Source organism: Streptomyces sp. NBC_00057 (assembly GCF_045041165.1).
GTDB lineage: Bacteria > Actinomycetota > Actinomycetes > Streptomycetales > Streptomycetaceae > Streptomyces.
Genome location: NZ_CP108256.1, coordinates 6,389,456 through 6,407,481, shown reverse-complemented (window position 1 = coordinate 6,407,481; position 18,026 = coordinate 6,389,456). Strand labels below are relative to the sequence as shown.

17 protein-coding genes, 1 pseudogene and 1 riboswitch are annotated in these 18,026 nt (G+C 71.3%); of the genes and pseudogenes, 10 read left to right on the top strand and 8 right to left on the bottom strand.

What is annotated here, in order from left to right; translation table 11 throughout:
• Nucleotides 1–15: 15 nt before the first annotated feature.
• The 3 genes from OG953_RS30125 to OG953_RS30115 all read right to left on the bottom strand — a co-directional run bounded on the left by OG953_RS30125 (nucleotide 16) and on the right by OG953_RS30115 (nucleotide 3,535).
• The gene (locus OG953_RS30125) at nucleotides 16–1,992 is read right to left on the bottom strand and encodes a helix-turn-helix domain-containing protein (protein ID WP_405688234.1); all 1,977 of its coding nucleotides are present in this window, start codon (nucleotides 1,990–1,992) and stop codon (nucleotides 16–18) included.
• Between the two features lie 30 nt (nucleotides 1,993–2,022).
• Complete coding sequence (locus tag OG953_RS30120; RefSeq protein WP_405688232.1) at nucleotides 2,023–2,865, bottom strand: 3-hydroxybutyrate dehydrogenase; 843 nt, start codon at nucleotides 2,863–2,865, stop codon at nucleotides 2,023–2,025.
• 436 nt (nucleotides 2,866–3,301) lie between these two features.
• The gene (locus OG953_RS30115; protein WP_405692480.1) at nucleotides 3,302–3,535 is read right to left on the bottom strand and encodes a hypothetical protein; all 234 of its coding nucleotides are present in this window, start codon (nucleotides 3,533–3,535) and stop codon (nucleotides 3,302–3,304) included.
• Here OG953_RS30115 and OG953_RS30110 point away from each other — a divergent pair.
• A pseudogene (locus tag OG953_RS30110) lies at nucleotides 3,507–3,623 on the top strand (DUF664 domain-containing protein); the annotation flags it as partial. The gene OG953_RS30115 and the pseudogene OG953_RS30110 overlap by 29 nt on opposite strands.
• A 127-nt stretch (nucleotides 3,624–3,750) precedes the next feature.
• Here OG953_RS30110 and OG953_RS30105 read toward each other — a convergent pair.
• Both OG953_RS30105 and OG953_RS30100 read right to left on the bottom strand, forming a co-directional pair.
• Nucleotides 3,751–3,984 carry a ferredoxin gene (locus tag OG953_RS30105; RefSeq protein ID WP_405688231.1) on the bottom strand — a complete coding sequence of 78 codons (234 nt, stop codon included), beginning with the start codon at nucleotides 3,982–3,984 and terminating at the stop codon, nucleotides 3,751–3,753.
• Nucleotides 3,984–5,447: an aldehyde dehydrogenase gene (locus tag OG953_RS30100; RefSeq protein ID WP_405688229.1), complete on the bottom strand. Its 1,464-nt coding sequence runs from the start codon at nucleotides 5,445–5,447 to the stop codon at nucleotides 3,984–3,986. Before OG953_RS30100 ends, OG953_RS30105 begins: the two co-directional genes overlap by 1 nt.
• A 269-nt stretch (nucleotides 5,448–5,716) precedes the next feature.
• On the opposite strand from OG953_RS30100, the gene OG953_RS30095 reads away from it, so the two are divergent.
• A complete protein-coding gene (locus OG953_RS30095; protein WP_405688228.1) occupies nucleotides 5,717–6,796 on the top strand; it encodes an MBL fold metallo-hydrolase in 1,080 nt (359 codons plus the stop codon).
• A gap of 99 nt (nucleotides 6,797–6,895) precedes the next feature.
• Here the strand turns inward: OG953_RS30095 and OG953_RS30090 are convergent, their stop codons facing one another.
• Nucleotides 6,896–7,639, bottom strand: coding sequence for a VOC family protein (locus OG953_RS30090; protein ID WP_405688226.1), 744 nt, complete (start codon nucleotides 7,637–7,639; stop codon nucleotides 6,896–6,898).
• Between the two features lie 212 nt (nucleotides 7,640–7,851).
• Between OG953_RS30090 and OG953_RS30085 the strand changes: the two genes are divergently transcribed.
• Nucleotides 7,852–8,373, top strand: a complete 522-nt coding sequence (locus OG953_RS30085) for an ATP-binding protein (RefSeq protein WP_405688224.1) — start codon at nucleotides 7,852–7,854, stop codon at nucleotides 8,371–8,373.
• On the opposite strand, the gene OG953_RS30080 is transcribed toward OG953_RS30085, so the two are convergent.
• Nucleotides 8,344–8,550 (bottom strand): hypothetical protein, encoded by a 207-nt coding sequence (locus tag OG953_RS30080; RefSeq protein ID WP_405688223.1) that lies wholly within the window; start codon nucleotides 8,548–8,550, stop codon nucleotides 8,344–8,346. The two genes, OG953_RS30085 and OG953_RS30080, sit on opposite strands and share 30 nt — an antisense overlap.
• Before the next feature lie 381 nt (nucleotides 8,551–8,931).
• On the opposite strand from OG953_RS30080, the gene OG953_RS30075 reads away from it, so the two are divergent.
• The 7 genes from OG953_RS30075 to OG953_RS30045 all read left to right on the top strand — a co-directional run bounded on the left by OG953_RS30075 (nucleotide 8,932) and on the right by OG953_RS30045 (nucleotide 16,626).
• Complete coding sequence (locus OG953_RS30075) at nucleotides 8,932–9,792, top strand: RNA polymerase sigma factor (protein WP_405688220.1); 861 nt, start codon at nucleotides 8,932–8,934, stop codon at nucleotides 9,790–9,792.
• A riboswitch (cobalamin riboswitch) is annotated at nucleotides 9,783–9,918 on the top strand. (Overlaps the previous gene by 10 nt.)
• 108 nt (nucleotides 9,919–10,026) lie before the next feature.
• The gene (locus tag OG953_RS30070) at nucleotides 10,027–11,301 is read left to right on the top strand and encodes a prenyltransferase/squalene oxidase repeat-containing protein (RefSeq protein WP_405688218.1); all 1,275 of its coding nucleotides are present in this window, start codon (nucleotides 10,027–10,029) and stop codon (nucleotides 11,299–11,301) included.
• The gene (locus OG953_RS30065) at nucleotides 11,298–11,984 is read left to right on the top strand and encodes an SCO2322 family protein (RefSeq protein WP_405688215.1); all 687 of its coding nucleotides are present in this window, start codon (nucleotides 11,298–11,300) and stop codon (nucleotides 11,982–11,984) included. The genes OG953_RS30070 and OG953_RS30065 overlap by 4 nt, the downstream gene beginning before the upstream one ends.
• Nucleotides 11,981–13,135, top strand: coding sequence for an energy-coupling factor transporter transmembrane component T (locus tag OG953_RS30060; RefSeq protein ID WP_405688213.1), 1,155 nt, complete (start codon nucleotides 11,981–11,983; stop codon nucleotides 13,133–13,135). The genes OG953_RS30065 and OG953_RS30060 overlap by 4 nt, the downstream gene beginning before the upstream one ends.
• Nucleotides 13,132–14,850 carry an ABC transporter ATP-binding protein gene (locus OG953_RS30055; RefSeq protein ID WP_405688211.1) on the top strand — a complete coding sequence of 573 codons (1,719 nt, stop codon included), beginning with the start codon at nucleotides 13,132–13,134 and terminating at the stop codon, nucleotides 14,848–14,850. Before OG953_RS30060 ends, OG953_RS30055 begins: the two co-directional genes overlap by 4 nt.
• Nucleotides 14,847–15,665, top strand: a complete 819-nt coding sequence (locus OG953_RS30050; protein ID WP_405688209.1) for an ECF transporter S component — start codon at nucleotides 14,847–14,849, stop codon at nucleotides 15,663–15,665. Before OG953_RS30055 ends, OG953_RS30050 begins: the two co-directional genes overlap by 4 nt.
• A 346-nt stretch (nucleotides 15,666–16,011) precedes the next feature.
• Nucleotides 16,012–16,626 carry a hypothetical protein gene (locus OG953_RS30045; RefSeq protein ID WP_405688207.1) on the top strand — a complete coding sequence of 205 codons (615 nt, stop codon included), beginning with the start codon at nucleotides 16,012–16,014 and terminating at the stop codon, nucleotides 16,624–16,626.
• A gap of 90 nt (nucleotides 16,627–16,716) precedes the next feature.
• Here OG953_RS30045 and OG953_RS30040 read toward each other — a convergent pair whose 3' ends face one another.
• The gene (locus OG953_RS30040; RefSeq protein ID WP_383979641.1) at nucleotides 16,717–17,886 is read right to left on the bottom strand and encodes a steroid 3-ketoacyl-CoA thiolase; all 1,170 of its coding nucleotides are present in this window, start codon (nucleotides 17,884–17,886) and stop codon (nucleotides 16,717–16,719) included.
• Between the last annotated feature and the right edge of the window lie 140 nt (nucleotides 17,887–18,026).

The window sequence follows — 18,026 nt, the reverse complement described above, 5'->3', positions numbered from 1 at the left end:
GCGGCCGGACGGCCTCTACCGCTCCCGGCCGCCCGCCAACAAATGCAACCGCAAAGCAAGTTGCAGCTCCAACGCCCGCCCGGGCTCGTTCCAGTCCCGCCCCAGCAGCACCTGCACCCGGTCCAGCCGCTGCACCACCGTGTTGACGTGCACGTGAAGTTCGTCCTTGGCGCGGATGAGACTGCCCCCGGACCCGAAATAGGCACCGAGGGTACGCACGAGATGCGTGCCGCGCTGCGCGTCGTACTCCAGCAGCGGCCCCAGTGTCGCCGCGACGAAGCCTTCGACGTCCTGGGAGTTACCCAACACCACGCCCAGAAAGCCGAGTTCTTCGACGCACGCCCCTTCCCCCGCACGCCCCAGGACCCGCATGGCGCGCAGGCAGCGGGCGGCCTCCCCGTATGCGGAGGCCAGCTCCCGGGCGCCGCGGGCCGGCCCGGTGGCGGCGACGGTGACGGGGGCCTGGATCAGCTGGCCGAGCTGGGCCGCCGCCGCGCGTGCCGCGTCACCGGCAGCCGGACCGGGGTCGTCGGCCTCTATCAACAGCACCACGTTCCCCGCATGTTCGGCGCTCACCCCGTGGATGTCCCCGCCGAACAGATAGCGCATCGCGGCAGGAGCCAGCCTCTCCCGGGCTCCGCCCTCGGCCACCAGCAGCAGATGCGGGCGGTCGAGGTCGATGCCGAGGCGTCGGCCGCGTTCGGCGAGTCCGGCCGGGTCGCGGTCCGCGTCGGTCAGCAGGTCGGTGATCAGTTCTCCGCGGATCCGGTTCTCGGTCTCGGCGACCGTACGCCGCAGCAGCAGAAGGAGTCCGGTGACCACCGAGGCCCGCTCGAACAGCCGCCGGTCGGAGTCGTCGAGCTGTTCACGCCGGTGCAGGACCAGACCGGCCAGGAGTTCCTGTCCGGCGAGGACCGCGCAGATCCACCGGCCGTCGCGGTGCACGGCGCGGGCACCCGTACGGGACTCCTCGGCGGTCTCGGCCAGCCACCCGGCGTCCATGCTGTCGGCGGCGAAGTCCGCACCGTCGGGCCGGACCGCCGCCAGGGGCCGCCCGCCCGGGTCGTGAATGGTGAGCGGGGAGTCCAGCAGCCCCGCGACCGCCGCGGCGACATCCTTGACGTCGCGTCCGCGCAGGACCAGATCGGTCAGCCGGTCGTGGGACTCCTCGGCGCGCCGCATCGCCGCCGAGTGGGCCCGTACGGCCGCATTGGCCTCGGCCAGCTCGGCGTTGGTCTCGGCCAGTTCGTCCAGCGCGGACCGGGTGTCTGCGAGCGCGCGGGCGGTGTCGATGGCGATCGCGGCATGTGCGGCGAGCGAGCACAGCAGGGCGACCTCGTCGGGGCTGAAGACGCGGGGGGCACGGTCGGCCGCGAAGAGGACGCCGATGACCTTTCCCGTACCGCCGCGGCTGGAGCCGAGAAGCAGGGGCACGCCCAGGATGGCTATGAGCCCCTCGTCCAGCACCCCGGCGTTGATGTTGCGGGTGTGGTGGAAGCGGTCGTCGGTGCGGTAGTCGGGGGTCGCGTACGGGCTCGCGGTCTGCGCCACCAGACCGCCGAGCCCATGGCCGAGCTCCAGCCGCAGTCGTTGGAAGAGCACCGACACCGACCCGTCGGTGACCCGCATATAGGTGTCCCCCGCCTCCTCGTCGGGGAGCGTGAGATACGCCGTGTCCGTGCCGAGCAGCATCCTGGCGCGGCGGACGATCGCCTTCAGCACGTCGTCCAGGTCGCGGGATGCGGCCAGGTCGCCCGCGGTGTCGAAGAGCGCGGTGAGCTGGAGCTCGCGGCGCCGGTGCTGCCGCAGGGCGCCCCTGATCCGCAGGGCGGTGGCTGTGGCCCGCTCCACCTCCGCCAGATCGCCCGTGGGCACACCGGCTGCCCGCGCCTGCGAGGAGACGGCGCCCAGCGCCTCGGCGGGAGCGTCGTCGGCCAGCAGGTCGAGGAGGCGCCGCAGATGGGGCGCGGCGGAGGCGGACGGTTCAGACATGGGCGGCCATCGTTCGTAGGGGTCGGGGGATCAGTTGGCGGTCCAGCCGCCGTCCATGGAGAGCGAGGTGCCGGTGATGTGCGCGGTACGCGGTCCGCAGAGCCACAGCACGGCCTCGGCGACGTCGTCGGGTTCGATCAGGCGCTTGATCGCGCTGCGTTCCAGCATGACCCGGCCCACCACCTCCTCCTCGGAGATGCCGTGCGTACGGGCCTGGTCCGCGATCTGGTTCTCGACCAGGGGGGTGCGTACGTACCCGGGGCTGACGCAGTTGCTCGTCACCCCGTGCTCCGCCGCTTCGAGCGCGACCACCTTGCTGAGTCCCTCCAGTGCGTGCTTCGCCATCACATAGGCCGATTTATAAGGGCTGGCCCGCAGGCCGTGCACGGACGAGATGTTGACCACGCGCCCCCAGCCGCGTTCGTACATGCCCGGCAGGGTCCGGCGCAAGATGCGGAACGGGGCCTCCACCATGACGCGCTGGATCAGCGCGAAGCGGTCCGGTGGGAATTCGTGCACCGGGGCGACGTGCTGGAGCCCGGCGTTGTTGACCACGACGTCCACGTCGGCGGGCAGCCTGTCCACCGCTTCGGGGACGGAGAGATCGACCACCCACGCCGTCCCGCCGATCGCCTCCGCCAGGCTCTTCGCGGCGTCTGCGGCCTTGTCCACCACATGGACATGGGCGCCGGCGGCGGCCAGGGCCTGTGCGCAGGCCCGCCCGATACCGCTCGCGGCACCGGTCACCAGGGCGCTGCGCCCGGCAAGGAGCCGGTCTGCGGGCGGCGGCGAGGGAACCGCGGCGGGCGGCGGGACGGTGGGCGGGGCGGCCTGCCGGGCGGGCCCGTGGTCCGGGCTCTGAGAAGTCTCCATGGTCGTCACCGTAAGGAGACCGGAGCCCCCGTCACACGGGGTCGGTGCACACACCGTCGCACGTCGGCATGGTGGCGGCCTACATGGTGCGGGTCCGGTCCCGGGCCGTCAGCGGGCCGCGTCCAGCCAAGGCGGTGCGTGGCACCCTTGGGCGGCGCTGCTCGCGGATCAGGAACATCGCATCGAATTGCGCCCGCTGCGCTACCGGTTCCCGGCGGTCATCGGCGACCGGTACAACGACAACTGGCTGACCATCGAAGGCGAGGTGACCACGCCCGAGCCGAGCCGCAACTGCGTCTGGGCACCGAGCTGGGGATCGCCTCCCTGCCGTACAGCCCGCTGGGCGGCATCTCCCGGACGGGCGCCCGGCCCGGCGATACGCGATACGTGCTCGCCTCGACGAGCGCGGACCGCACGGCCGGATCGCGCGCAGGGGTCAGCCCCCGAGGCCCTCCTCGAACGGCTTGGTGCCTGCCTGGAGAAGCCGCTGTCCGAGAACGTGGGCGGCTTCGCGTAGTTCACGTGGTCCGACGATGCGGAACGGCGCCTTGATCGCCGTGAGCTGTTCGGCGTACCAGTCCGGTTCGTCGGTGGTGGCGACGAGGTGTGTGTGGTCCGCGTCGATCGCCTCCAGGCGCCCTCCGAGCCTGCGGCGCATCCTGATCGACATGGTCGAGGAGTACGCGCGGCATGTCGGCCATGCCGACCTCATCCGGGAGTCGGTGGACGGGCTCGTCGGAGAGGACCCGCCGCGGTGAAGCTCATATCTCTCGGACAGGCCGGCTCAGGAACAACAGGGTTGCGATGATGCCAGGCACGACCCCGCGCCGAGCGGCTGCGCGAGCCCGCCGCGGATCGACGTCACCCTCCCGCCTGCTCCTTTCTCTACTCCTCCGGTGGGAAGACGGCCTCCCCCGATCCGATCAGCGTGATCGTGATCGCCTCGACCGGGCATCCCTCGGCCGCGGCGAGGACCTTCTCGTTGGCGTCGGTCTCCGGGGCTGCCGGGTGGGACTGCCGGGCGGAATCCAGCGCGAATCCGCCCGGGGCATGGTTCACGCACAGCCCGGAGCCGATGCAGACCCCGCGGTCGACCTCCACGGCCCAGCGGTCCCCCATCACGACGCCCCCTCGTATCCGGCCGGCAGATGGATCATCTTGTGCTCGAAGTACTCGGCGTATCCCTCGGGGCCGAACTCCCGTCCCAGACCGGAGTTCTTGTAGCCGCCGAACGGGCCGAGCATGTCGAGGCTGAAGGTGTTCACGCTGTACGTGCCCGTCCTGACCCGGCGGGCGATGTCGATGCCGCGTTCGGTGTCGGCGGTCCAGACGCTGCCGCTGAGCCCGTAGTCGGAGTCGTTGGCGATCCGTACGGCCTCGGCCTCGTCACCGTACGGCAGGAGGCAGATGACGGGGCCGAAGATCTCCTCGCGGGCGATGCGCATGGAGTTGTCGACGTCGCCGAAGAGGGTCGGCTCGACGTACCAGCCCCGTTGCTGGGACGCCGGACGTCCGCCGCCGGTAAGGATCTTGGCGCCCTCGTCCTGGCCGATCCGGATGTAGTCGAGCGAGCGCCGCTGCTGGCGCTGCGCGACGAGGGGGCCGAGTTCGGTGGCGGGGTCGAGCGGGTCGCCGACCTTCAGCGCACCCGCCGCGGCGGCGAACGCCTCGGCCATCTCGTCGTAGCGGGAGCGCGGGACGAGGATGCGGGTCTGGGCCACGCACGCCTGGCCGTTGATCATCCAGGCGAAGGGGACGATGCCCGCGACGGCCGCGTCCAGATCGGCGTCGGGGAGGATCACGGCGGCGGACTTCCCGCCCAGCTCCAGCGTGACCCGGGTGAGGTTGCGGGAGGCGACCTCCATCACCCGGCGCCCCGCGGCCACGGACCCGGTGAACGACACCTTGTCGACGCCCGGATGCCCGACCAGGTACTCGCTGACCTCACGGTCGGCCGGAAGGATCGACAGCACCCCCTCCGGCAGCCCGGCCTCGGCGGCGATCTCGGCCAGGATGTAGGCGTCCAGCGGGGATTCGGGCGAGACCTTGAGCACGGCGGAGCAGCCGGCCAGCAGCGCGGGCGCGAGCTTGGCGGCGGCGGTGAACTGCGGAACGTTCCACGGCACCACGGCCGCGACCACCCCCACCGGCTCCCGACGCACCAGCAGCGGCCCGAGCACCCCGTCCCGCCGCTCCTCGTACGGGAAGCTGCGGGCGACGGTGATCGCCGCGTCCCACACCATCATCGCGGCAAGCGCCTGCACCATGACACCGGACGTGTACGGGGTGCCGTTCTCCGAGCTGATGACCCGGGCGATCTCCTCGTACCGCACGGCGAACGCGTCCTTGATCCGGGTGATCACCTCGATCCGCTCGTCGAGGGACGCCCGCGGCCAGGGCCCCTCGTCGAAGGCCCGCCGGGCGGCGGCGACCGCCCGGTCCACATCCCCCTCGCAGGCATGCGGCACCCGGCCGATGACCTGTTCGGTGTGCGGGGAGATGACCTCGATGACATCCCGGCCCAGCGGATCGACCAACTCCCCGCCGATGAACAGTTTTCCGTGTTCGACAAGCTCGGTCATGGCTGCTGCCTCCCGCGACCCGGCACGTTACCTGACTCAGTGTCAGAACTGATACCAGTTCCAGTTCCAGGAGTCCACGGCTGCGACAGCGCCCACCCGGACCGCCGACCGATCAGTCCGGCCCGCCGCGCGACCGAGGGGCACCCCCGAACGAATAGATGGTCGACTGGGGCTACTACTGAAACAAGTTCTCGTTACAGTGGGCGCGGTGCACCGCACAGCCGTACGTCCGGTACGCCGACCAGGCCGCGGAGAGAGATGGGGAGCCCATGACGCAGGTGACCGACCACGGCGGGGGCGTACACAGCATCAAGGTCCCCATCCCCGACAATCCGCTCGGCCACACTCTTGTGCATGTTCTCGACACCGATCGCGGGCCGGTCCTGATCGATACGGGCTGGGACGATCCGGAGGCGTGGGACACGCTCACCGACGGGCTCGCCGCCACCGGTGTGGATATCGGCGACATCCACGGTGTGGTCATCACCCACCATCACCCGGACCACCACGGTCTCTCCGGGCAGGTGCGTGAGGCGTCCGGGGCCTGGATCGCCATGCATGCGGCGGACACCGCGATCGTGCGGCGGACCCGTGAGTCCCGGCCGGGTACCTGGCTGACGTATCTCTCGGCGAAACTCACCGCGGTCGGTGCGCCCGAGGAGCATCTCGCGCCGTTGCGGGCAGCCGCCGCGAAGAGGGGCCGGATGCGCACGCTGCCCGGGCTGCGGGCCGCGCTTCCGGACCGGGAGATCGTTCCCGGTGAACTCCTCGGTCTGGCCGGCCGCAAACTGCGGGCCATCTGGACGCCGGGGCACACGCCCGGCCATGTCTGCCTGCACCTGGAGGAGAAGCATCCGAGGAATCTGCCGGGCCGTGGCCGGCTCTTCTCCGGGGATCATCTGCTGCCGGGGATCAGTCCGCACATCGGGCTGTACGAGGACCCGGACGACGCGACCGCGACCGACCCTTCCCCGAGCTCTCAGCTGCGTTCGAGCAGGGGAGACCCCATTGGCGACTACCTCGACTCGCTGGAGCGCATCGGCAGGCTCGGGGTCGCCGAAGTGCTACCCGCCCATCAGTACGCGTTCGCGGATGCCGCGGGGCGCGTACAGGAACTCCTGGACCATCACGAGGAGCGGCTGACCGGGCTGCTCAAGCTGCTGGCCACCCCGCTGACGCCGTGGCAGCTGGCCGAGCGGATGGAGTGGAACCGGCCCTGGGCGCAGATCCCGCACGGCTCGCGGAGCATCGCCGTCTCGGAGGCGGAGGCGCATCTGCGACGGCTGGTGAAGCTGGGGCGTGCGGAGGCGGTGGCGGGGAGCGAGCCGGTGACGTACATCGCGGTTTGACATGCCCGAGTTGGCCAAGACGCCGCAGCCCAGCCCGCCCGGGAGCATGACACATGAGCACACAAGGCTCACGTGTCGGGATGTCGTCAAGGCTCCGCGTCAGGACGGGGCGAGGACGCAGAACTCGTGGCCCTCCGGGTCGGCCAGGCACGTCCACGGGACGTCGCCCCGGCCGAGGTCGATGTCGGTGGCGCCGAGGGCCCGCAGCCGGGCCACCTCCGTCTCTTTGTCGTCACCGGGGTACGGCAGCAGGTCAAGGTGGACGCGGTCTGGCACGGTCTTCGCGTCGGGCGTGCGGAGGAACTCGAGATACGGGCCGGCACCCTTGGCGGAGCGCAGCACCGCATGATCGTCGGTGACCTCGTGCAGGGTCCAGTCCATCGCCTCGTCCCAGAACCGGGCCATGGCCCGCGGATCCGCGCAGTCGACCACCACCGCGGCGATCGGCCCGGTGTCCCGGTAGATCTCCCGAGGCTCCAGCACGCAGAACTCGTTGCCCTCCGGGTCGGCGAGGACCGTCCACGGCACGTCGCCCTGGCCCACCTGGGCGGGCGTCGCACCGAGAGCCTGGAGGCGCGCGACCAACTCCGCCTGATGGGCCGCAGAGGTGGTGGCGAGATCGAGGTGCACACGGTTCTTTGTTGTCGTCTTGGGTTCCGGGACGGTAACGACGTCGACGCAGACGGCGACCGGGTCCGGCCAAACGAAGCCGCCGACGGGTTCAACGTTGGTCACGCCGGGTCCCTCGCTGTAAGCACTCCAGCCGAGCGCCTCCGCCCAGAACCGGCCGACCGCCGAGTCATCAAGAGCCTTTATGTTCACCTGAACAGGTCGCAGTGCCATGCCGGCGACCCTATGCGCTCTGCAACGACATCCGCAGGTACCGTCGCCAAACAAAGATCAACTCGCTCGCCGGCCGCAATGGTCAGCTGCGACTTTTCGAGATAGGTGACACCTGATCTTGGTGGTTGACACCACCCTGAGAAAAGCCGAAGCCGTACCGGATTTCTGCTGTGCCTGTTCCCACGGCCCGTACAGCGCTAGCGTCGGGTCCCATGATCGTATGGCTCAACGGCACCCATGGCGCAGGCAAGACGACGACCAGTGCACTCGTGCAGCAACTGATCCCGGATTCACGGGTGTTCGACGCCGAGAAGGTCGGCGAGACACTCATGGACATCACGCCAGCGCTGCCCTGGACGGGCAACTTCCAGCACTGGCCGCCGTGGCGGCCGCTCGTCGTCGAGACCGCCCGCCACGTACTCGACTACACCGGCGGCACTCTGGTGATCCCCATGACTGTCCTGGTCGAGCAGTACTGGCGCGAGATCAGCACGGGCCTCGCCCAACATGCCATCCCGGTACGACACTTCGTCCTCCACGCCGACCAAGACACCCTCCGCGGGCGCATCGAGAGGGACACTCTTATGGGCCCCTCCCCATTCCGTCTCGAACACCTTGAGCCCTACGCCGAGGCGGCCCGCACCTGGCTGCACGGCGAGGCCGAGGTCGTCGACACCACGCACCTCACGCCCGCCCAGGCCGCCCTACAGATCGCAGAGGCCGTCAAGAGCTGAGGTCCACCCGCCACGCGAAACAGGCGCAGGTGGCAAGAAAGAACGACCTTCCAGGAGGAACCGGCCGGGCATCCACTCGTACCGCACGGTTCCCTCGGCTCCGCCGGTCACCGCCCAGGTGCCGACCAGGCGGTCCAGGGCCTTCAGTTCGGCGCTCGGATGGTTGGTCTCAGACATCTCGTCCTCCTTGGTGGGTTCCGCTGGTTACCTCGTGGCCGGGTCCGGGTTCTCGACACCCCCTCGGCGTGATCCACATCACATGCACAGAAGTGTCGAGAACGGGCCGGCGACTCCGAGGTAGCCGCGAGAACCCTTTTCTGCTCCGCTCCGAGCAGGCGCGGCGCCGGCGCGAGCAGGAAGTGGGCATGGCCGAACTGGCCATGCAGGAACCGACCCGCCGGGCGGGCCCTGCGCAGGAGAGTGACGACGGCCTCACCCTGCTGCTGCTCTGCTGCCACCCCGCGCTGAGCCCGGTCTCCCAGGTGGCGCTCACGCTGCGCGGTCGGCGGCCTGACGACAGCCGAGATCGCGCACGCCTACGGAACGACCGAGACCACCATGGGTACCCGAATCAGCCGCGCCAAACAGCGGCTGGCCCGCGCCGGGGCCCGCTTCACCCCACCGACCGCCGCCGACCGGCACAGCCGGACGACCGCCGTCATGCGGGTGCTCTATCTCATCTTCAACGAGGGCTACACGGCCTCCACCGGTGACGAACTCGCCCGCATCGACCTGACTGGTGAGGCGATCCGGCTGACCCGGATGCTCAGAGACGCCGTACCGGATGGCGCCGAGGCGACCGGCCTGCTGGCACTGATGTTGCTCACCGAGTCGCGGCGCGCGGCCCGCACCGGCGACGACGGCGGGCTGGTGCCGCTGGACGAACAGGACCGCACGCGGTGGAATCGCGATCTCATCCGCGAGGGCACCCAGCTGATCGACGGCGTCTGGAACCGGCGCGAGACGGGCCCGTACCAGTTGCAGGCGGCGATCGCGTCCCTGCACGCGGCGGCCACGACGCCGGAACAAACGGACTGGCCGCAGATCGCGATGCTGTACCTGTGGCTGGAACGGCTCACCCCGACCGCGCCGGTGCGGCTGAGCCGGGTGGTCGCCGTCGCCCAAGCCTACGGACCGGCCCGAGGGCTGGCGCTGCTCGACGACCTCAACCGGCGCCACGGACTGGATCAGGACCCTCTCACCCGGCAACGGGAACGCGCCACGCGCGCCCACCTGGTGCAGATGACCGGCGACGCGGCCGGTGCGACGACTCTGTACCGCGAGGCGGCCGTCCTGACCGACAACCAGGTCGAGCGCCGCTGCGCTGCCAGGCATCCGCCGCACCGGCGATCATCAGGGGCCGGCCTGCTGCCCCGCCTCTCCTCCCCACCCCGGTCCGGGAAATCCGCGTCCCGGTAGAGTGTGCGAGTCGTCATCATGCCCGTTCAGGGGGAAGCCGGTGCAAATCCGGCACTGACCACGCAGCCGTGAACCGTCGTAGGAGACGGTGAGTCGGAATGCCCTGTCCGCGGTCGTGACCGGCTCGCACCACCGGAACCCCGGTGGTCGGCACCGTCGAGGTATACGGAGCCGGAGCCTGGTGCGTGAGCGTGCCTGTGCCCGGTTCCCCCCGCAGGAGAGGCCCCGCCCGCCATGACCGTACGCCGCAGCGCAGCAATGCTCGCCGCCACCGCCACCGTGCTCTGTGCGGCCGCTGCCCCGGTCGCGGTCGCAGCGCCGTCCCCGTCACCCTCGCCGTCCGTCGCACTGCCTTCCGGGCTGTACGGGACGAAGGACCCCACGTACGACGGTGTCTGGCGGCAGTCGCTGGCCTTCCTCGCCCAGCGGGTCGAGGGCGTCACGCCCGCCACGAAGTCGGTGGACTGGCTGATCGCCCAGCAGTGCGGCAACGGCGCCTACGCCTCGTACCGGCCCGATGTCTCCCAGCCGTGCACCGAGAAGACCGTGCTGGACACCAATGCCACCGCAGCCGCCGTCCAGGCGCTCGTCGAGGTGGGCGGGCACCGGGACATCGTGAACAACTCGGTGCGCTGGCTGAAGTCCGTACAGAACGAGGACGGCGGCTGGGGCTACACCGCGGGCAGCCCCAGTGACGCGAACTCCACCTCGCTGGTGATCGGCGCCCTCGCCCGGCAGGGCCAGCGGATCGCGGACATCACGACCCCGGGCGGCAAGACCCCCTACGACGCACTGATCGATCTCGCGATCCCGTGCGGCGGCAAGGACGGCGGCGCCTTCGCCTACCAGCCCGACAAGAAGGGGAAGCTCGCCGCCAACGCGGACGCCACCGCGGCCGCCGTGCTCGGCACGATGGGCAAGGGCCTGGCCGTCGGGGACAACGCCGCGGTCAAGGCGCCCAGCTGCCACCCGGGATCGGAGCTCACACCCGAGCAGGCAGCCCAGAACGGCGCCCACTTCCTCGCGGGCGCCCTCGCGACCAACGGTCATCTCGACCTGGCGCCGATGCCCGGCGCCACCGACTCCACCCCGCAGCCCGACTTCGGCAACACCGCGGACGCGGTCGTCGCGCTGTCGGCCGCGGGCCACCAGGACAAGGCGGCCAAGGCCGTGGCCTGGCTGAAGAAGAACTCCGCGGCCTGGGCCGAGCAGAACGGTCCCGCCGCCTACGCGCAGCTCACCCTCGCCGCGCACGCGACCGGCGCGGACGCCCGCGACTTCGGCGGCGTCAACCTGGTCGACAAGCTGAACGCGACCGGTCCCGCCCCCGCGGCCATCACGACGCCCGACCCGTCCGCCGACACCGGGTACGTGGCCACGGAGAAGGACCAGGTCCACAGCGGGGACGACGTGATCGGCGGCGTGTGGTGGTACGTCGGCATCGGCCTCGTCGTCGGTGCGGGCGCCGGCTTCCTGATCAGCGGCCGCCGGAAGAACCAGCAGCTGTGAGGCGGGCGGGAAGGGCCGCCGCTCTCCTGGTGGTGGGCGCCGTCCTGGCCGTGCTCGGCGCGGGGACGGCCCAGGCGGCCGGGTACCGGTACTGGTCGTTCTGGGAGGGCTCCGGCACCGGCTGGACGTACGCCACCCAGGGCCCGTCCCTGGTCCGGCCGGACGACGGCGCGGTGCAGGGCTTCCGGTTCTCGGTGAGCGAGGACTCCCAGGACTCGGCGAAGCCGCGCCACTCCCCCGGCTTCGCGAAGATCTGCGCGGACACCCCGGCCGAGGACGGCACCAAGCGGGTCGCGCTGGTCATCGACCCGGGCACGGCGGCGGACGCCCCGGCCGGCGAGACTCCGCCCGCGCTGCGTACCGCGTGCGCGCAGGTCGCCCCGGACGCGAGCACCGCGGAGGCGCTCGCCTCGGTGGCCAAACCGCTGCGCTACAGCAGCGACGCGCTGCTCTGTGCCATATCCGGCTATCCGGACTCGGGCTGCGGCGAACAGGTGTCGGGCAACGGGCACGAGGCGCCTGCCGCGTCCGCATCCGCGTCCCCGGCCGATTCCGCCGCCGACGGCTCGGGGGACTCCGGCGGCTCCGGAGGCGGACCGTCCGCCGGGGTGCTGGTCGGGGTCGGCGCCGTTCTCCTCCTCGGCATAGCCGCAGTCGTGCAGGCCCGCCGCCGCCGCGGATGACCGCCTCGACCACCGGCCCGGTCCGGCTGCGCCGCCCGCTGCGCGCCCCCGGGGCGACCCGGAGCAACGCCCTGCCCGCCGGGGCCTGGTGGGTGTGGGCGCTCGGCCTCGCCACCGCCGCCTCCCGGACCACCAATCCGCTGCTGCTCGGGCTGCTGGTCGGGGTTGCGGGTTACGTCGTCGCGGCGCGCCGCACGGACGCGCCATGGGCCCGTTCGTACGGGGCGTTCATCAAGATCGGGCTGTTCGTCGTCGGCGTACGGCTGGTCTTCTCCATCTTCCTCGGTTCGCCGATCCCCGGTACGCATCCGTTGTTCACACTCCCCGAAGTGCCGCTGCCCGACTGGGCGAAGGGCGTCAGGATCGGTGGCCAAGTCACCGCCGAGCAGCTGGTCTTCGCGCTGTACGACGGGGCGAAGCTGGCCACCCTGCTGATCTGCGTCGGTGCGGCGAACTCGCTCGCCAACCCGGCCCGGCTGTTGAAGTCGCTGCCGGGTGCGCTGTACGAGGCGGGGGTCGCCGTCGTCGTCGCGATGACGTTCGCGCCGAACATGGTCGCCGATGTGGTGCGGCTGCGCACCGCACGGCGACTGCGGGGCCGTCCGACCGGCGGCATCAAGGCGGTCCTCCAGATAGGACTGCCGGTCCTGGAGGGCGCGTTGGAGCGGTCGGTCGCGGTGGCGGCCTCGATGGACGCGCGCGGATACGGGCGCACCGCCCAGGTCCCGCCCGTCGTCCGGCACACCACGAACGTCCTCACGCTCGGTGGGCTGCTCGGGGTGTGCGCGGGTACGTACGGTCTGCTGGCCGCGCAGGGTGCGGTGTACGGCCTGCCGCTGCTGATCGCCGGGCTCGTCGCCGCGATGGCCGGACTGCGGCTCGGCGGGGCCCGCTCGGTCCGTACCCGCTACCGGCCCGACCGGTGGGGTGTGCGGGCCTGGCTGGTGGCGGGTTCGGGGGTCGCGGTGGCCGTGGCGATGATCTGGGCAGGCGGTGTCGACGGGGAGGCGCTGCACCCCGGGGTCGTGCCACTGGTCGCACCGGTGCTTCCGTTGTGGCCCGCGGCGGCGGTGCTGATCGGGCTGCTGCCCGCGGTGGTGGCGCCCGTGCCGCCTCCGGTGGGCGCCCCGAACTCCAAGGAGAGCCAGTGATCCGGTTCGAGCACGTCTCGGTGCAGTACGAGGGGACGGAGCGCCCCACCCTCTGCGGGGTCGATCTGACCATTCCCGAGGGCGAGTTGGTACTGCTCGTCGGCCCGTCCGGGGTCGGCAAGTCGACGCTGCTGGGCGCCGTGTCCGGTCTCGTACCGCACTTCACCGGCGGCACGCTGAGCGGCCGGGTCACGGTCGACGGCCGCGACACGCGTACTCACAAACCACGCGAACTCGCCGATCTGGTCGGCACGGTGGGCCAGGACCCGCTCTCCCACTTCGTCACCGACACGGTCGAGGACGAGCTGGCGTACGGGATGGAGTCGCTGGGCCTCGCCCCCGATGTGATGCGGCGGCGGGTCGAGGAGACCCTCGATCTGCTGGGCCTGGCCGGGCTGCGCGACCGGCCGATCGCCACGCTCTCCGGCGGGCAGCAGCAGCGGGTGGCGATCGGCTCGGTCCTCACCCCGCACCCGAAGGTCCTGGTCCTCGACGAGCCGACGTCCGCGCTGGACCCGGCGGCGGCCGAGGAGGTCCTCGCCGTGCTCCAACGGCTGGTGCACGACCTGGGTACGACGGTCCTGATGGCTGAGCACCGGCTGGAGCGGGTGGTGCAGTACGCGGACCAGGTCGTCCTGCTGCCGTCGCCGGGCGCCGCACCGGTCATGGGCGCGCCCGCGGACATCATGGCCGTCTCCCCGGTCCACCCGCCGGTCGTCGCACTGGGCCGGCTGGCGGGGTGGGAGCCGCTGCCGCTCTCGGTCCGCGATGCCCGGCGCCGGGCGGCGGGCCTGCGCGAGCGGCTGGCACAGGCACAGCCGCCCGCCCCGTCGCCCGCGCCGTCCGGCGCAACCGTGGCCCCGCTGCCCACCGCCCCCGCGCGGCGCGGCGCCCTCGCCCGGCTGCTGCGCCGCGGCGCACAGACCACCACCGCCGCTCCCCATCCCGTCGCCGATGCCACGGCCCGTGTCGAGCGTCTCGGTGTGCGGCGTGGGCGCGTCGAGGCGCTGCGCCGGGTGACGCTCACCGTCGCCCCCGGCGAGACCGTCGCTCTGATGGGCCGTAACGGTGCGGGCAAATCCACCCTGCTGGCCGCGCTCGTCGGCATGGTCGAGCCCACCACGGGCACCGTCCTCGTCGGCGGCCGGACCCCGCACCGTACGCCGCCGCGCGAGATGGTGCGCCGGGTCGGCCTCGTACCGCAGGAACCACGCGATCTGCTGTACGCGGACACGGTCGCCGCCGAGTGCGCCGCGGCCGACGCCGATGCGGGCGCCGCAGCGGGCAGTTGTCGGGCCCTGGTCTCCGAGCTGCTGCCCGGTGTGCCGGACGACACCCACCCCCGCGATCTCTCCGAGGGGCAGCGCCTCGCGCTCGCCCTGGCCGTCGTGCTCACCGCGAGGCCCCCACTGCTGCTCCTGGACGAGCCGACCCGCGGCCTGGACTACGCGGCGAAGGCCCGGTTGGTCGGGGTGCTGCGCGGTCTCGCGGCCGAGGGGCATGCGATCGTCCTGGCCACGCACGATGTGGAACTCGCCGCCGAGCTGGCGCACCGGGTGGTGATCCTCGCCGACGGGGAGACCGTCGCGGACGGGGAGACCCGGCAGGTGGTGGTCTCCTCCCCGGCGTTCGCCCCGCAGACCTCGAAGATCCTCGCCCCGCAGGAGTGGCTGACCGTGACGCAGGTGCGCGGCGCGCTGGGAGCCGCGTCATGAGCGGGCACCAGACACGGCCGGTACGTCTCGGGCCGCGCGCGATCGCCGCGCTCGTCCTCATCAGTGCGATCGGTGTGGTCGCGTTCGGCTGGCCGCTGCTGGCCGACGGGAACACCGGCCTCGCGCACTCCGAGGACGCGCCGTGGCTGTTCGCCGCACTGCTGCCGTTGCTGGTCGGCGTGGTCGTCGCGATGATCGCGGACTCCGGTCTCGACGCGAAGGCGGTGGCGATGCTGGGGGTGCTGGCCGCGGTCGGCGCCGCGCTGCGCCCGCTGGGGGCGGGCACGGCGGGGCTGGAACCGATGTTCTTCCTGATGGTGCTGAGCGGCCGGGTGCTCGGGCCCGGCTTCGGCTTCGTGCTCGGCTCGGTGACGATGTTCGCGTCCGCGCTGCTCACCGGTGGGGTGGGGCCGTGGATGCCGTTCCAGATGCTGTCCATGGGCTGGTTCGCGATGGGCGCGGGCCTGCTGCCGGGCCCGGACCGGCTGCGCGGGCGGACCGAGCTCCTGATGCTGGCGGTGTACGGGTTCGTGGCGTCGTTCGCGTACGGCACGGTGATGAACCTGTACGGATGGACGATCGTGCCCGGACTCGGCTCGGGGATCTCCTTCCAGCCGGGTGACCCGCTGCCGGAGAACCTGGTCCGCTTCCTCGCGTACTGCACGGCCACATCGCTCGGCTGGGACCTGGGCCGGGCCGTGCTCACCGCGGTGCTGACCCTCACTGTCGGCGCGACGCTGCTGAAGGCGCTGCGCCGGGCCACTCGCCGCGCCGCCTTCGAGGCCCGGGTCACATTCGACGCCCCCGGCGAGTGAGGACTCCCACAGGGCCATGGCCCTCCACGGCCCGGGTCAGTAGCCGCCCGCGCCCCGGACAGACCGCCCCATATCCCCTCCGACCTGCTGTGACGCCTCTGGGGTTTCGGTCGGTTCGGGATCTTCGGCTCCGGGTGCGAGGCGGGCTCGTATCGGGGGTCAACTTGGCAAACGATCTACTTCATATAAATTGGCCAGCTTAATAACCCGTTGGTCCATTTAGGCGCATTTTGCTTGCGCGTCCGTTCCCGTCAGCCGCCGGAGCGTTGTCACGTACGTGGAACCTCGAGAATTCTGGGATCGGAACGCCGTACTGGCGGAAGCATTCTGCGCCAGCGACGAACGCATGCGTCTGGCGCAGGCGCTACTGGACGAGGCGCAGGCGGAACGGAGCAGGATGCTTGCGGCTTTCGCCGTCACAGTCGGCGACGACGGCTCGATCGCAGACATGATGGGCCTCAACGAACGCGAAGTGCGATTAGCGCGACGCACGGTGGGCCGCGGTGACGCCCGGTCCCTCGCCCAGGAACTCCTGAGCCAACCCCCGCAAGCGACGAGGGAAGCACCGGCCGAACCCGCACCCGAGATCCCCGTGCCTCACCCGCGCGAAGAGGTGATCGTTCGGCCGCTGGACACGCCACCGCCGGCCCCGGCCCCGCCCCCTCCTCTCTTGCCGCCCGTCGAGATGGAGAACACGGTCGTCTGGTCGCCCAGCATGGACTCCGTGCTGCTGTGGAGCTGGGAGTCCGGCCTCGACGTGCAGACGGTCGCCGCCGAACTCGGTCTGGACGTACGCGCGCTGCTGATGCGCGTGCAGGAGCTCGCCAACGACGGACTGCTCACGCTCGCGACCCCGGTCGCCGAGGTGAGCCGGTCCGGGCGGCACCGCCGCCAGCACGAAGACGGATACGCCACACTGTTCGGCCCCACCACCACCTTCCCCACCCACGTGCCGTACTGAGCGGACACACCCGTCCGTCGCCCCGGCGGCATGGACCCGGCCGGTTTCTCTTCCGGGTCCATGCCGCCGGGGGCACGGTTCAGTGCCGCGTTACAGCCGCTGAATGATCGTGCCCGTTGCCAGCGCTCCGCCCGCGCACATCGTGATCAGCGCGAACTCTTTGTCGCGGCGCTCCAGTTCATGCAGGGCCGTGGTGATCAGCCGGGCCCCGGTGGCACCCACCGGGTGGCCCAGCGCGATGGCTCCGCCGTTGACGTTGACCTTCTCGAGGTCCTGCTCGAAGACCTGGGTCCAGCTCAGCACCACCGATGCGAAAGCCTCGTTGATCTCGACGATGTCGATGTCCTTGAGCGACATCCCGGCCTTGCCGAGCACCGCGCGGGTCGCGTCGATCGGTCCGTCGAGGTGGAAGTGCGGGTCGGCGCCGACCAGTGCCTGCGCAACGATCCGGGCGCGCGGCTTGAGCTTGAGCGCGCGCGCCATCCGCTTGGACGCCCACATGATCGCGCAGGCGCCGTCGGATATCTGCGAGGAGTTGCCCGCGGTGTGGATCGCGGTGGGCATGACCGGTTTGAGCCGGCCGAGCCCCTCCATCGTGGTGTCCCGCAGCCCTTCGTCCCGGTCGACCAGACGCCACATGCCCTGCCCGGCCGCCTGCTCCTCCTCGGTGGTCGGCACCTGGACCGCGTACGTCTCCCGTTTGAACCGTTCCTCGGCCCAGGCGACGGCGGCCCGCTCCTGCGAGATCAACCCGAGCGAGTCGACGTTCTCCCGGGTGAGTCCGCGATTGCGGGCGATGCGCTCGGCCGCCTCGAACTGGTTGGGCAGGTCGACGTTCCACTCGTCGGGCCAGGGCTTGCCCGGTCCGTGCTTGGAGCCGCTGCCCAGCGGCACCCGCGACATGGCCTCGACACCGCAGCTGATGCCGATGTCGATCACTCCGGCCGCAACCATGTTGGCGACCATGTGGGAGGCCTGCTGCGAGGAGCCGCACTGGCAGTCCACGGTGGTGGCGGCGGTCTCGTACGGAAGTCCCACGGTGAGCCAGGCGTTGCGCGCCGGGTTCATGGACTGTTCGCCGGCATGGGTGACCGTACCGCCGACGATCTGTTCGACGCAGTCGGCGTGGATGCCGGTGCGGCCGAGGAGTTCTCGGTAGGTCTCGCCCAGCAGATAGGCGGGGTGCAGATTGGCGAGCGCGCCTCCGCGCTTGCCGATGGGGGTGCGTACGGCTTCGACGATGACGGGTTCCGCGGCCATGAGCTCGTCCTCTCCTCGCACTTCCGCAGGGGCGTCCCGGCGCCCGCGGAGGGGAACTAGTACGCGTTCTAGTTCTGTAGGCAGTCTTGTGGGGCTTACCCCGGGTACGCAAGGGTCTTGCACGCACCTTGCGCCCACTC